Annotated in this window: 12 protein-coding genes; 9 read left to right on the forward strand and 3 right to left on the reverse strand. The window is 60.8% G+C overall.

Features of this window, described 5'->3' with window-relative positions:
* Positions 1-185 precede the first annotated feature (185 nt).
* The 8 genes from glpD to F8N49_RS18565 all read left to right on the forward strand — a co-directional run bounded on the left by glpD (position 186) and on the right by F8N49_RS18565 (position 9,297).
* Positions 186-1,721, forward strand: a complete 1,536-nt coding sequence (gene glpD, locus F8N49_RS18530; RefSeq protein ID WP_151552053.1) for a glycerol-3-phosphate dehydrogenase — start codon at positions 186-188, stop codon at positions 1,719-1,721.
* Positions 1,722-2,242: 521 nt separating this feature from the next.
* The gene (locus F8N49_RS18535) at positions 2,243-3,157 is read left to right on the forward strand and encodes a glutamate/aspartate ABC transporter substrate-binding protein (RefSeq protein WP_090285892.1); all 915 of its coding nucleotides are present in this window, start codon (positions 2,243-2,245) and stop codon (positions 3,155-3,157) included.
* 200 nt (positions 3,158-3,357) lie between these two features.
* Complete coding sequence (locus F8N49_RS18540; protein WP_056790046.1) at positions 3,358-4,104, forward strand: amino acid ABC transporter permease; 747 nt, start codon at positions 3,358-3,360, stop codon at positions 4,102-4,104.
* A complete protein-coding gene (locus F8N49_RS18545; RefSeq protein ID WP_016773391.1) occupies positions 4,104-4,775 on the forward strand; it encodes an amino acid ABC transporter permease in 672 nt (223 codons plus the stop codon). The genes F8N49_RS18540 and F8N49_RS18545 overlap by 1 nt, the downstream gene beginning before the upstream one ends.
* Entirely contained in the window at positions 4,772-5,506 is a 735-nt protein-coding gene (locus F8N49_RS18550) for an amino acid ABC transporter ATP-binding protein (RefSeq protein ID WP_016773390.1), read from the forward strand. Before F8N49_RS18545 ends, F8N49_RS18550 begins: the two co-directional genes overlap by 4 nt.
* Before the next feature lie 229 nt (positions 5,507-5,735).
* Entirely contained in the window at positions 5,736-7,637 is a 1,902-nt protein-coding gene (locus tag F8N49_RS18555; protein WP_073473185.1) for an ATP-binding protein, read from the forward strand.
* Positions 7,634-8,959 (forward strand): sigma-54 dependent transcriptional regulator, encoded by a 1,326-nt coding sequence (locus F8N49_RS18560; protein WP_024014166.1) that lies wholly within the window; start codon positions 7,634-7,636, stop codon positions 8,957-8,959. Before F8N49_RS18555 ends, F8N49_RS18560 begins: the two co-directional genes overlap by 4 nt.
* Before the next feature lie 8 nt (positions 8,960-8,967).
* A complete protein-coding gene (locus F8N49_RS18565; RefSeq protein WP_172834034.1) occupies positions 8,968-9,297 on the forward strand; it encodes a GlpM family protein in 330 nt (109 codons plus the stop codon).
* An 18-nt stretch (positions 9,298-9,315) separates the two neighbouring features.
* Here the strand turns inward: F8N49_RS18565 and F8N49_RS18570 are convergent, their stop codons facing one another.
* The 3 genes from F8N49_RS18570 to F8N49_RS18580 all read right to left on the reverse strand — a co-directional run bounded on the left by F8N49_RS18570 (position 9,316) and on the right by F8N49_RS18580 (position 12,056).
* Complete coding sequence (locus tag F8N49_RS18570) at positions 9,316-10,224, reverse strand: hypothetical protein (RefSeq protein ID WP_151552054.1); 909 nt, start codon at positions 10,222-10,224, stop codon at positions 9,316-9,318.
* Positions 10,221-10,916, reverse strand: coding sequence for a hypothetical protein (locus F8N49_RS18575; RefSeq protein WP_024014168.1), 696 nt, complete (start codon positions 10,914-10,916; stop codon positions 10,221-10,223). Before F8N49_RS18575 ends, F8N49_RS18570 begins: the two co-directional genes overlap by 4 nt.
* A gap of 105 nt (positions 10,917-11,021) precedes the next feature.
* Complete coding sequence (locus F8N49_RS18580; protein WP_151552056.1) at positions 11,022-12,056, reverse strand: alpha/beta fold hydrolase; 1,035 nt, start codon at positions 12,054-12,056, stop codon at positions 11,022-11,024.
* Positions 12,057-12,272: 216 nt separating this feature from the next.
* On the opposite strand from F8N49_RS18580, the gene metR reads away from it, so the two are divergent.
* A complete protein-coding gene (gene metR / locus F8N49_RS18585) occupies positions 12,273-13,190 on the forward strand; it encodes a transcriptional regulator MetR (protein ID WP_016773382.1) in 918 nt (305 codons plus the stop codon).
* Positions 13,191-13,287 lie beyond the last annotated feature (97 nt).

Genomic DNA, 13,287 nt, shown 5'->3' on the forward strand with positions numbered 1-13,287 from the left:
TAGGAGCTGCCGAAGGCTGCGATCTTTTGCTTTTAATGTTCGGATATTTTCCTTTCTCGGCCCTTCGATGAGTTTTTTCAATCGAACGCGACTGGCTGCGCGCGTGTTTATGGGCTACCATTTTCGCAAATGAACATTAATGTTCGATTTCCAATACATAAAACCAAAAGAACCGAGGCCAGCCGATGTCCACCTCTACCTTGCGTACGCCCCCTCTCTCCGAGATCTATGACGTTGCCGTGATTGGCGGCGGGATCAATGGCGTGGGGATCGCAGCGGATGCCGCCGGTCGCGGTCTTTCGGTGTTCCTTTGCGAAAAAGATGACCTGGCCAGCCACACCTCGTCGGCCAGCAGCAAGCTGATCCACGGTGGCCTGCGCTATCTGGAGCATTACGAATTCCGTCTGGTGCGCGAAGCGCTGGCCGAGCGCGAAGTGCTGCTGGCGAAAGCGCCGCACATCGTCAAACCGATGCGTTTCGTCCTGCCGCACCGCCCGCACCTGCGTCCAGCGTGGATGATTCGTGCCGGCCTGTTCCTTTACGACAACCTCGGCAAGCGCGAAAAACTGCCGGGTTCGAAAAGCCTGAAGTTCGGCGCCGACAGCGCGCTGAAAAGCGAAATCAAGAAAGGCTTCGAATACTCCGACTGCTGGGTCGATGACGCCCGCCTCGTGGTCCTGAACGCCATGGCCGCCCGCGAAAAAGGCGCCCACGTGCACACCCAGACCCGCTGTGTCAGTGCCCGCCGCACCAAAGGTTTGTGGCATCTGCATCTGGAGCGCGCCGACGGCAGCCTGTTTTCGATCACCGCCAAAGCCCTGGTCAACGCCGCCGGTCCGTGGGTGGCGAAGTTCATTCGTGACGACCTGAAGATGGAATCGCCGTATGGCATCCGTTTGATCCAGGGCAGCCACATCATCGTGCCGAAACTGTACGAAGGCGAACATGCGCACATTCTGCAAAACGAAGATCAGCGCATCGTTTTCACCATTCCGTACCTGAACCACTTCACCCTGATCGGCACTACCGACCGCGAGTACACCGGCGACCCGGCGAAAGTGGCGATCACCGAAGGCGAAACCGATTACGTGCTGAAAGTGGTCAACGCCCACTTCAAGAAGCAGCTGAGCCGCGAAGACATCCTGCACAGTTACTCGGGCGTTCGGCCGCTGTGCAACGACGAATCCGACAACCCGTCGGCAGTGACCCGCGATTACACCCTTGCGCTGTCGGGCAGTGCCGAAGAAGCGCCGTTGCTGTCGGTGTTCGGTGGCAAGCTCACCACTTACCGCAAACTCGCCGAGTCGGCGATGGCGCAGTTGATGCCGTTCTTCACCCAGATGCGCCCGAGCTGGACCGCGACCGCCACCCTGCCCGGCGGCGAAGACATGACCACGCCAGAGGCGCTGAGCGCGCGAATTCGCGACAAGTTCGATTTCGTCCCGACCGAAATCGCCCGGCGCTGGGCCGTCACCTACGGCAGCCGCACCTGGCGCATGCTTGAAGGCGTGGAAAGCCTGGCCGACATGGGTGAGCACATCGGCGGCGGGCTCTACACCCGCGAAGTCGATTACCTGTGCAGCGAAGAGTGGGCCACTACGGCGCACGACATCCTGTGGCGCCGCACCAAGCTAGGCTTGTTCACCACTGCGGAGGAACAGCAGAAGCTGTCGACGTATCTGGGCAAGGTTGAGCAGAACCGGAAGATCGAGGCGGCTTGATCTCACCGTTTAAACGAAAGCCCCTGAATCGAGAGATTCAGGGGCTTTTTGTTATGTGGACTTTGTTGAACCTGATTGGGGCAGTTAGATCTTTTCCCCCTCACCCCAGCCCTCTCCCCCAAGGGGTAGAGGGGGAAAGGGAGCCGATCTCCGTGGCTTCCAAAGTCCGAGGTCGACTCGGTATCTCACGTCGCCGTAACTCGACCATCCACCGCAGTCAGTCCCCTCTCCCTCCGGGAGAGGGTTAGGGTGAGGGGCTTTTGATCGTTCGGTTTTCCGAACGCGACTCCACAGTCGATTCGGTTAACCGGATCTCACCCTCAAAAAAGTACCGCCATAAAACTTTAATAACGTTATAAAACAACTGGTTAACCGACTGTGACTGGTCTGGCACGAGTCATGCTCTACACTCTCTCGACGAATGCCTGCGGTGCCGACACTTCAGGAGCCGTCAGGCATTCGAAGCACAAAAAGGGCCGACAAACTGGCTCCATAAAAAAAACAATGTCGAGGAAAATTTGATGCGCATCGTTCCCCATATCCTGGGCGCAGCCATTGCTGCCGCTCTGATCAGCACGCCAGTTTTCGCCGCCGAGCTCACCGGCACCCTGAAGAAGATCAAAGAGTCCGGTGTCATCACCCTGGGCCACCGTGACGCCTCCATTCCGTTCTCCTACATCGCTGATGCATCCGGCAAGCCGGTCGGCTACTCGCACGACATCCAGCTGGCAATCGTCGAAGCGATCAAGAAAGACCTCGACCTGCCGAACCTGCAAGTCAAATACAACCTCGTTACCTCGCAGACCCGTATCCCGCTGGTGCAGAACGGCACCGTGGACGTCGAGTGCGGTTCGACCACCAACAACGTCGAGCGTCAGCAGCAGGTCGACTTCTCCGTCGGCATCTTCGAAATCGGTACCCGTCTGCTGTCCAAGAAAGACTCCAAGTACAAGGATTTCGACGATCTGAAAGGCAAGAACGTCGTAACCACCGCCGGCACCACCTCCGAGCGCATCCTCAAGGCGATGAACGCCGACAAGCAGATGGGCATGAACGTCATCTCCGCCAAAGACCACGGCGAGTCCTTCCAGATGCTGGAATCGGGCCGTGCCGTTGCCTTCATGATGGATGACGCACTGCTGGCCGGCGAAGCCGCCAAGGCCAAGAAAGCCGCCGATTGGGAAGTGACCGGCACGCCACAGTCGTACGAAATCTACGGCTGCATGATGCGCAAAGGCGACGAGCCGTTCAAAAAGGCTGTGGATGACGCGATCAAGGCCACCTACGCTTCGGGCGAAATCAACAAGATCTACGAGAAGTGGTTCATGCAGCCGATTCCGCCAAAAGGCCTGAACCTGAACTTCCCGATGAGCGACGAGCTCAAGACCCTGATCGCCAATCCGACCGACAAAGCGGCTGACGACAAGAAGTCCTGATTTTCTGACTAACCTTATCCCCTGAGGAGGCGCCTGCCTTTTCAGGGGATGGTCACTCCCTGCTGGCATTTTTCTGGAAACACTCGAACCGGTGGCTGTCGAGCCGATCGCGTGTGCCCGGTCTTTGAAAAAAGACTGGGGAGGGAACGGAGTTCCCCAGGCGGGCACTTGTACATCGATCGAATCGAGGGGAGACCCTAATGAATTACAACTGGGACTGGGGCGTGTTCTTCAAGTCCACCGGCGTGGGCAGCGAGACCTATCTCGACTGGTTCATCTCCGGTCTGGGCTGGACCATCGCCATCGCCGTCGTGGCGTGGATCATCGCCCTGCTGCTCGGCTCGCTGCTGGGCATCATGCGCACCGTGCCGAACCGCATCGTATCGGGCATCGCGACCTGCTACGTCGAGCTGTTCCGTAACGTGCCGCTGCTGGTGCAGCTGTTCATCTGGTACTTCCTGGTGCCCGATCTGCTGCCGCCGGATCTGCAGGAGTGGTACAAGCAGGACCTCAACCCGACTACTTCGGCCTACCTGAGCGTTGTCGTCTGCCTCGGTCTGTTCACCGCCGCCCGTGTCTGCGAGCAAGTGCGTACCGGTATCCAGGCGCTGCCTCGTGGCCAGGAATCCGCCGCCCGCGCGATGGGTTTCAAACTGCCGCAGATCTACTGGAACGTGCTGCTGCCCCAGGCCTACCGGATCATCATTCCGCCGCTCACCTCGGAATTTTTGAACGTGTTCAAGAACTCCTCCGTGGCGTCCCTGATCGGTTTGATGGAATTGCTGGCGCAGACCAAACAGACCGCCGAGTTCTCGGCCAACCTGTTCGAAGCGTTCACCCTGGCAACGCTGATCTATTTCACCCTCAACATGAGCCTGATGCTGCTGATGCGCCTGGTCGAGAAGAAAGTCGCGGTGCCCGGCCTGATCTCCGTGGGGGGTAAATAATGGAATTCGATTTCAGTGGCATCGTCCCGGCCATTCCCGGTTTGTGGAACGGCATGGTGATGACCCTCAAGCTGATGGCCATGGGCGTGATCGGCGGGATGATTCTCGGCACGATCCTCGCGCTGTGCCGTCTGTCGCACAACAAGCTGCTGTCGAGCATCGCTGGCGCCTACGTCAACTATTTCCGCTCGATTCCGCTGCTGCTGGTGATCACCTGGTTCTACCTGGCGGTGCCGTTCGTGCTGCGCTGGATCACCGGCGAAGACACGCCGATCGGTGCGTTCACCTCTTGCGTCGTGGCGTTCATGATGTTTGAAGCGGCGTACTTCTGCGAAATCGTCCGGGCCGGTGTGCAGTCGATTTCCAAAGGCCAGATGGGTGCCGCGCAAGCGCTGGGCATGAACTACGGGCAGATGATGCGCCTGATCATCCTGCCGCAGGCGTTCCGCAAGATGACCCCGCTGCTGCTGCAGCAGAGCATCATCCTGTTCCAGGACACCTCGCTGGTCTACACCGTGGGCCTGGTGGATTTCCTCAACGCCTCGCGTGCCAGCGGCGACATCATCGGCCGCTCCAATGAGTTCCTGATTTTCGCCGGTCTCGTGTACTTCATCATCAGCTTCGCCGCCTCGCGGTTGGTCAAGCGTCTGCAAAAAAGGTTCGCCGTATGATCTCTATCAAAAACATCAACAAGTGGTATGGGGACTTCCAGGTGCTGACTGATTGCAGCACCGAGGTCAAGAAAGGCGAAGTGATCGTGGTCTGCGGCCCGTCGGGTTCCGGCAAGTCGACGCTGATCAAATGCGTCAACGCCCTGGAGCCGTTCCAGAAAGGTGACGTGGTGGTTGACGGCACGTCAATCGCCGACCCGAAAACCAACCTGCCGAAACTGCGTTCGCGCGTGGGCATGGTGTTCCAGCATTTCGAACTGTTCCCGCACCTGACCATCACCGAAAACCTGACCATCGCGCAGATCAAGGTGCTCGGTCGCAGCAAGGAAGAGGCGACCAAAAAAGGTCTGCAACTGCTCGAGCGCGTAGGTTTGTCGGCGCACGCCCACAAGCATCCGGGGCAACTGTCCGGTGGTCAGCAACAGCGTGTGGCGATTGCCCGTGCGCTGGCGATGGACCCGATTGTCATGCTGTTCGACGAACCGACCTCGGCGCTCGACCCGGAAATGGTCAATGAAGTGCTCGACGTCATGGTGCAGCTGGCCCACGAAGGCATGACCATGATGTGCGTGACCCACGAAATGGGCTTCGCCCGTAAAGTGGCGGACCGGGTGATCTTCATGGACCAGGGCAAGATCATCGAAGACTGCCCGAAAGAGGAATTCTTCGGCGACATCAGCGCCCGCTCCGAACGCGCGCAGCACTTCCTTGAGAAAATCCTGCAGCACTAAAAGCAACACACCCGCACCCTGTCTGTGGGGTGCGGGCAGCCTGACAATGAGATCCCCTGTGGCGAGGGGATTTATCCCCGTCCGGCTGCGCAGCAGTCGTAAAAACCTGTGCATGCGGTCTTTCAGTTAAACCGCAGTGATCGTTTTGGGGCCGCTTCGCGGCCCAACGGGGATAAATCCCCTCGCCACAGGCACAAACAAGTGTTGTGGTTGACCCAAGGCATCTGTGATGAAATGCGACCCCACTCTTTATCGCGCTGCAGAGCCATCACTTGCCGTGAAGCCCCGTCTGATCCGTCATCTGTTTCTGCCGCCGCTGATCATCGCCCTGATGGTCGGACTGGGTTTCATCGGCTTCTGGACCAGTGAACACTTCGGCATCCGCAGCCTCGGCGAGAACGGTCAGCGTCAGCTGGAACTGCACGCCCGCGCGGTCGAAAGCGAGATCAGCAAATACACCTACCTGCCCAGTCTGCTGGAACTCGAAACCAGTGTGCCGCAGTTGCTGGCCGACCCGACCCCGGAGCACCGGCAGACGGTCAACGATTACCTCGAAGGCCTGAACCGCCGCAGCCGCAGCCGGGCCATCTACGTCATGGACACCACCGGCCGGGTCATGGCCACCAGCAACTGGCGCGATGTCGACAGTTACCTGGGTGAAGACCTGTCCTTCCGCGCCTATTTCAAGGACGCCGTGCGCGGCCAGCCCGGGCGCTTCTATGGCATCGGCAGCACCAATGGTGAACCCGGTTACTACCTCGCCCACGGCCTCGAAGAGCACGGCAAGATCATCGGTGTCGCGGTGGTCAAGGTGCGTCTGGAAGCCATGGAAGAGCGCTGGCAACGGGCGCGTCTGGAAGCGTTCGTCAGCGATGAGAACGGCATCATCATTCTGTCCAGCGATCCGGCGCGACGGCTGAAATCGGTGATCCCGCTCAGCGACGAGGTCAAGGAAAAACTCGCCCGCAGCCTGCAGTATTACTGGTTTCCACTCAACGAACTGCAACCGCTGGCCCGCGAGACACTGGCCGAGGGCGTGGAGAAACTGACCTTCCCGGCCAACAGCGAATTACAGCCCGACGAAGACGACATCAGTTATCTGGCGCAAACCCGACTGCTGAGTGACACGCCGTGGAATTTCACCCTGCTCACGCCGTTGCAGGACCTGCGCCGCGAAGCGATCAACCAAGGCATTCTGGTGGCGGTGGCGTTTGCCCTGTTCGCTTTTCTGCTGATTGCCTGGAACGAGCGGCGCAAAGTCCTCGCCACCCGCCTCGCCGCCCGCGAAGCGTTGCAGGAAGCCAACAGCCAACTCGAACGTCGGATTACCGAACGCACCGCCGATCTGCGCGCCAGCAACGAACGCCTGAAGAGTCAGATCCGCGAGCGCCGCCAGGCCGAGGAGACTTTGCGCCGCGCCCAGGATGAACTGGTGCAGGCCGGCAAACTCGCGGCCATCGGCCAGATGTCGACCAGCATTGCCCATGAACTGAACCAGCCGCTGGCGGCGATGCGCACGCTGTCGGGCAACACCGTGCGCTTTCTCGAGCGCGGCCAGCTCGACGTCGCCAGCACCAACCTCAAGACCATCAACGACCTGATCGACCGCATGGGCCGGATCACCGCCAGCCTGCGTTCGTTTGCCCGGCGCGGCGACAACAAGGGTCAGGCCAGTCTCGGCAAAGCCGTCGACGCCGCCTTGCAAGTGCTCGGCGCGCGTGTGGAAAACACCGCGCTGCAGATTCACCGGCAGTTTGCCGATGTGCAGCTGCTGATCGATCAGACCCGCCTCGAACAGATCCTCGTCAACCTGATCGGCAACGCCCTCGACGCCATGCACGCGCAACCGCAGCCGCAACTGTGGCTGGAGGGTGAAGAATTCAACGGCAAGTATCGCTTGCGGGTGCGTGACAACGGCCACGGCATCGACGCCGAAGCGCGCAAGCATCTGTTCGAACCGTTCTTCACCACCAAACCTGGCGAGCAAGGCCTGGGACTGGGCCTGACCCTGTCCGCCAGCCTCGCCGCCGCTACCGGCGGGCACCTGGGTGTCGAACACCCGGCCGGCGGTGGCACCACTTTCGTCCTCAGTTTACCGTTGGTAAGCCCTACTCCTGCCGAGCCAATATGAACCCTGAACTCAGTGTGCTGATTGTCGAAGACGACCCCCATGTGCTGCTCGGCTGCCAACAGGCGCTGACCCTCGAAGACATTCCGTGCATCGGCGTCGGCAGTGCCGAAGAAGCATTGGCGCAGGTCGGCGACAACTTTGCCGGCATCGTTATCAGCGACATCCGCCTGCCGGGCATCGATGGCCTGGAATTGCTCACCCGTCTCAAGCAACGTGACCGCAGCCTGCCGGTGGTGCTGATCACCGGCCACGGCGACATTTCCATGGCCGTCGGCGCGATGCAGAAAGGCGCCTACGACTTCATGGAAAAACCGTTCTCGCCGGAGCGCCTGGTCGATGTCGCGCGACGGGCGCTGGAGCAACGCAGCCTCGCCCGCGAGGTTTCCTCGTTGCGTCGGCAACTGGCTGAACGCGACTCCCTTGAAGGGCGGATCATCGGCCGTTCACCAGCGATGCAGAACCTGCGCGAACTGATCGCCAACGTCGCCGACACTTCGGCCAACGTCTTGATCGAAGGCGAGACCGGCACCGGCAAGGAACTGGTCGCTCGTTGCCTGCACGATTTCAGTCGGCGCCACAGCAAACAGTTCGTCGCGCTGAATTGCGGCGGCCTGCCGGAAAACCTTTTTGAAAGCGAGATCTTCGGCCACGAAGCCAACGCCTTCACCGGCGCCGGCAAACGCCGCATCGGCAAGATCGAGCACGCCGACGGCGGTACGCTGTTCCTCGACGAAGTGGAAAGCATGCCGCTGCCGTTGCAGATCAAGTTGCTGCGCGTATTGCAGGAACGCACCCTCGAACGTCTCGGCTCGAACCAGAGCGTGGCCGTGGATTGCCGGGTGATTGCGGCGACCAAATCCGACCTTGATGAGTCGAGCAAGGCCGGCGAGTTTCGCAGCGACTTGTACTACCGCCTCAATGTCGTGACCCTGGAATTGCCACCGCTGCGCGAACGCCGCGAAGACATCCTGCAACTGTTCGAACACTTCACTCAGCAATCGGCGCTGCGCTTTGATCGCGCACTACCGGAGCTGGACAACCAGACCCTGTCGAACCTGATGAGCCACGACTGGCCGGGCAACGTGCGCGAACTGCGCAATGTCGCCGAACGCTTCGCCCTCGGCCTGCCGGCCTTCAAGAAATCCGGGGCCAGCGCCGGCCAGGGTCTGGCGTTTGCCGAAGCGGTGGAAGCGTTCGAGCGCAATCTGCTGGTCGACGCCTTGCAACGCAGCGGCGGCAACCTGACCCAGGCCAGCCAGGAACTGGGCATGGCCAAGACCACGCTGTTCGACAAAGTCAAAAAGTACGGGCTGAGCCACTGATGGATCTGATTCTGAAAGCCGCCATCGGCGCCGCAGTGGTGCTGATCCTCGCGGCGCTGTCCAAGACCAGGAACTATTACATCGCCGGTCTGGTGCCGCTGTTCCCGACCTTTGCCCTGATTGCGCACTACATCGTCGGCAAGGGCCGTTCGGTCGACGACCTGAAGACCACGATCGTGTTCGGCATGTGGTCGATCATTCCCTACTTCGTGTACCTGGCGACGTTGTATGTGATGGTCGACCGCATGCGCCTGGAAGCGTCACTGGCGGTGGCGGCGGTGGCCTGGTTGATAGCGGCGACGGTGCTGGTGAGCGTGTGGGTCAGGCTGCATGCCTGAACCCACGCGCATCTGCCTCTAGCGACCGTAGACTCGGGCCAGTTGCGCGGACGACAAGGCATCCTCGAACGGCACCGGCACTGACTTCACCGCACCGTAGAGATTGCGGTAGCGCCAGTAGTTGCCGTTCTGCGCCAGCTGATAACCGCGCTCGACCACGCGCTGGCCGTCGAGCACGTAACGCAGGGTTTCCTGCGCGGCGGGCGGTGGCGTCGGTTGCATCAGATCGGCGCTCAACACGCGCATGGATTCGTCAATGCATTCATCCAGCACGGCGGTGACCTTGGCCAGGTCAAGGGCGCCGTCATCGATGCATTGCTTGCCGCAACGACGGATCGGCTGACTGGCCACTTCGATGCGCATGCGGTACAGCGCCGAGCCGGCGATATCCTGCAATTGCACCTGATTGACCAGCACGAAACTGCCGCGATCGGGCGTCAGCATCAGCTTCGGTTCGATCAGCAACCGTGCCGTCACCGCACCTGCCCCCTGCTTGAATCCGGACACTTGCGACGCCGCCTGAAAACGCTGTTGCAAGCGCTCCTGCAACGGCACGCCGGCGAGCAGGTCGGCCAGCGGCCGCGATTCGTTCAGCGCGGCTTTTTCGGCATCGCGCTGTAACGTACCGGAACCCATTTGCGTGTTGATCAGACTGGCCACCAGAATCCCCGCCAGCCCGGCGCCCGCGCCGGAGCTCGACACCAGCGTGTAACTGGAATTGGCCGCGTTCACCGCCGCCTTGCTGTCGATCACCGTGCTGGCGCCGACAAACTCCGCCGGCAGTTGCACGTCGACCTTCAGCCCGTGTGCCTGCACATAGCTCATGGCGGCCTGATCCTTGAAACCGGCCTCGGGTGCCGGTTTCTGCGCACAGCCAGGCAACACCAGCAGCGAGATCACCGCGAGGGTCAGCGCCAGACGTTTCATTGCGCGAACGGGGCGATCATTTGCTGACGGCTGTTATCCATCGCCTGATAAAACGCGTTGGACAGGTTAGTGTAAGACGGCTCGTCCCACTCGCCTTGCGCGGCTTGCACAGCGGCGAATGGCTGGTACCACAAGAGTTTGTTGTCCGACAGATCGATCACCATGCCCTGGCCGCCGACCTGGGCCATCGGCACGCTGGTAGGCACGATGCTGTAGTAGCTACGGGTGGCACCGGTGGCATAAATCGACACCAGCAACAGACGGTCGATGCCGTGGGCAGCTTTCATCGGCGACAGGTCCTTGGTCATGTAGCCCTCGCGGAAATCGACTTCCTTGAAGGTCTTCAGATCGACCTTTTCATCAATGCGCTTGGCCTTGTAGCCCTTGGCTTGCAGCTTGGCGACGATGGCGTCGGGCAGGGTTTCCAGATCGCGCACCTGCCAGGTCTCGACATTGGCGCTGAGCTTGCTGTTGACGCCGGCATTGATGGCGTAATCGAGGATGCCCTGATTGCCGGTCAGCGCCAGCACCGGCGACGGTACGACGGTAATGGCCACACCGATGGTCGGCTCTTTGGCATCCCAGAACTGTTTGTCCAGGGCCACGGGCGGTTGCACATGGGCGCAGCCGGTGAGAGTCAGTACGGCGAGCAGAGCCAGCGCGGCCCATTGACGTGTAGCGCGAAAAATCATGGATCAAGTCCCTATGTCTGAAAACGTTCCTGCGCCTTATCGGCAACAACGCGGCAAACAATAGTGGCACATTGATATTTTTTTGGCGACAGGATGCTGGCACTGTTACAGCAGATTGTTCGGCGCCGCCGGATCGACCTGCGCCCAATGCGAAGTATCCTCGCGATGCGCCTGCAGATACGGCAGCACCGCCGCCAGCAACGGTTCCTTGAACGCCTCCTGAAAGCGATGCGCCAGCCCCGGAATCAGTTTCAACTGACTGCCCTGAATGTGCGCCGCTAGATGTACGCCGTGCATCACCGGCAGCAGCGGATCTGCCGTGCCATGCACCACCAGGGTCGGCACGCGCAGTTGATTGAGCAAAGCCACGCGACTGGGTTCGGCAAGTATCGCCATGATCTGCCGTTTGACGCCTTCGGGGTTGAACGCGCGGTCGTAGGACGCCGCCGCCTGTTGCAACAGCGCTTGGCGATCATCGGTTACCGCCGGGCTACCGAGTGCCGCGAGCAGATCGGCCTGTTGCTCCAGCGCCACTTCGCGGTTCGGCGCGCCCCGCCGCGAGAGCAACTGCACCAGCGCCGCACTCGGCGCCGGCAGGCCTTCAGCGCCGGAAGTGGTCATGATCAGCGTCAGGCTTTCCACCCGCTGCGGCGCCATCGCCGCCATGTGCTGGGCGATCATCCCGCCCATGCTCGCGCCGAGCACGTGGAATTGCTCAACCTTCAGCGCCGTCATCAAGCCCAGCGCATCCTCGGCCATGTCGGTCAGGCTGTACGGGGCCGAGACCGGCAGACCGAGCTTGTAACGCAGCACTTCGAAGGTCAGATTGGCCTCGATCGGTGCCTGCCGCCAGGTCGACAATCCGACGTCGCGGTTGTCATAGCGGATCACGCGGAAACCCTGCTGGCACAAAGCGACCACGACTTCGTCCGGCCAGTGGATCAACTGCCCACCCAGGCCCATGACCAGCAACAGCGCCGGGTCCGATGCACGACCGATACTTTGATAGGCAAGACTGACCTGCGCCAGCTCGGCGTGCTCGGTCGGCACGTTGACATCACAGCGCGCGGCTGCCAACGAGCCGGCCCCGAACAAAAGCGCGGCCAACGCGGCCGCGACTGAAAGAAATCTCTTGAACATGAAAAACACCAAAACGCAGCACCCCAGTAGAGCGCGAGTCTGATGAAGTTCGTGCGAGCGCGCTGCCACAGTTGCATGACAGTTTGATGAAGACTGCCGAGCGGTCCGCTGTCGATTGCATCGCCGGATCCTGGCCGGCAGATCGACAAAGATTGCTTCATGAGACAAACTCACCTTCCACGCATTCGTCACAAGTTTTCTTCATGGAGCCCGCCGGTGCTTGAAATCCGACATCTGAAAACCCTGCACGCCCTGCGCGAAGCCGACAGCCTTGTCGATGCCGCTGACCGCCTGCATCTGACGCAGTCAGCCTTGTCGCACCAGTTCAAAGAGCTGGAAGAGCGCATGGGCATGCAGTTGTTCGTGCGCAAGACCAAACCGGTGCGCTTCACCAGCGCCGGTCTGCGCCTGCTGCAACTGGCCGACGCCACTCTGCCGCTGTTGCGAGCTGCGGAACGGGACATTGGTCGGCTGGCCGGTGGCACCGCCGGGCGTCTGCACATGGCGATCGAATGCCACAGCTGCTTCCAGTGGCTGATGCCGACCATCGACCAGTTCCGCGATGCCTGGCCGGAAGTCGAGCTGGACCTGGCTTCGGGTTTCGCTTTCGCGCCGCTGCCGGCACTGGCCCGTGGCGATCTGGATCTGGTGGTGACCTCCGATCCGCTGGAAATTGCCGGCATCACTTACGTGCCGCTGTTCACCTACGAGGCCATGCTCGCGGTGGCCAACCAGCATGCGCTGGCGAGCAAGCCGTACATCGTTCCTGAAGACTTGTTGACGGAAACGCTGATCACCTACCCGGTCGAGCGCGATCGCCTGGACATCTTCACCCGCTTCCTCGAACCGGCCGACATCGAACCGGCGCAGGTGCGCACTTCCGAGCTGACGGTGATGATGATGCAACTGGTCGCCAGCGGCCGTGGCGTCTGCGGCATGCCGCACTGGGCGCTGCATGAATACAGCTCGCGCGGCTATGTGAAGGGCAAACGGTTGGGTGAAAAGGGCTTGTTCGCGACGCTGTACGCGGCGATTCGCACCGACATGCTCGACGCGCCGTATATGCGCGATTTCCTGCTGACCGCCAAGGACACCTCGTTTTCGACCCTGGATGGGGTTAGTGCCGTACGCTGATCTGCTGTGCAGGAGATGATCGTTCCCACGCTCTGCGTGGGAATGCCTCAACGGACGCTCTGCGTTCGGCTTTGGATGGGACGCAGAGCGTCCCGGG

It is taken from the genome of Pseudomonas sp. GXM4, from assembly GCF_008923895.1.
Taxonomy (GTDB): Bacteria; Pseudomonadota; Gammaproteobacteria; order Pseudomonadales; family Pseudomonadaceae; genus Aquipseudomonas; species Aquipseudomonas atacamensis.

Bases quoted from the DNA above. Each gene is read 5' to 3' on its own strand.
- glpD (WP_151552053.1), top strand. From the start codon at position 186: ATGTCCACCTCTACCTTGCGTACGCCCCCTCTCTCCGAGATCTATGAC.
- F8N49_RS18535 (WP_090285892.1), top strand. From the start codon at position 2,243: ATGCGCATCGTTCCCCATATCCTGGGCGCAGCCATTGCTGCCGCTCTG.
- F8N49_RS18540 (WP_056790046.1), top strand. From the start codon at position 3,358: ATGAATTACAACTGGGACTGGGGCGTGTTCTTCAAGTCCACCGGCGTG.
- F8N49_RS18545 (WP_016773391.1), top strand. From the start codon at position 4,104: ATGGAATTCGATTTCAGTGGCATCGTCCCGGCCATTCCCGGTTTGTGG.
- F8N49_RS18550 (WP_016773390.1), top strand. From the start codon at position 4,772: ATGATCTCTATCAAAAACATCAACAAGTGGTATGGGGACTTCCAGGTG.
- F8N49_RS18555 (WP_073473185.1), top strand. From the start codon at position 5,736: ATGAAATGCGACCCCACTCTTTATCGCGCTGCAGAGCCATCACTTGCC.
- F8N49_RS18560 (WP_024014166.1), top strand. From the start codon at position 7,634: ATGAACCCTGAACTCAGTGTGCTGATTGTCGAAGACGACCCCCATGTG.
- F8N49_RS18570 (WP_151552054.1), bottom strand. From the start codon at position 10,224: ATGAAACGTCTGGCGCTGACCCTCGCGGTGATCTCGCTGCTGGTGTTG.
- F8N49_RS18575 (WP_024014168.1), bottom strand. From the start codon at position 10,916: ATGATTTTTCGCGCTACACGTCAATGGGCCGCGCTGGCTCTGCTCGCC.
- F8N49_RS18580 (WP_151552056.1), bottom strand. From the start codon at position 12,056: ATGTTCAAGAGATTTCTTTCAGTCGCGGCCGCGTTGGCCGCGCTTTTG.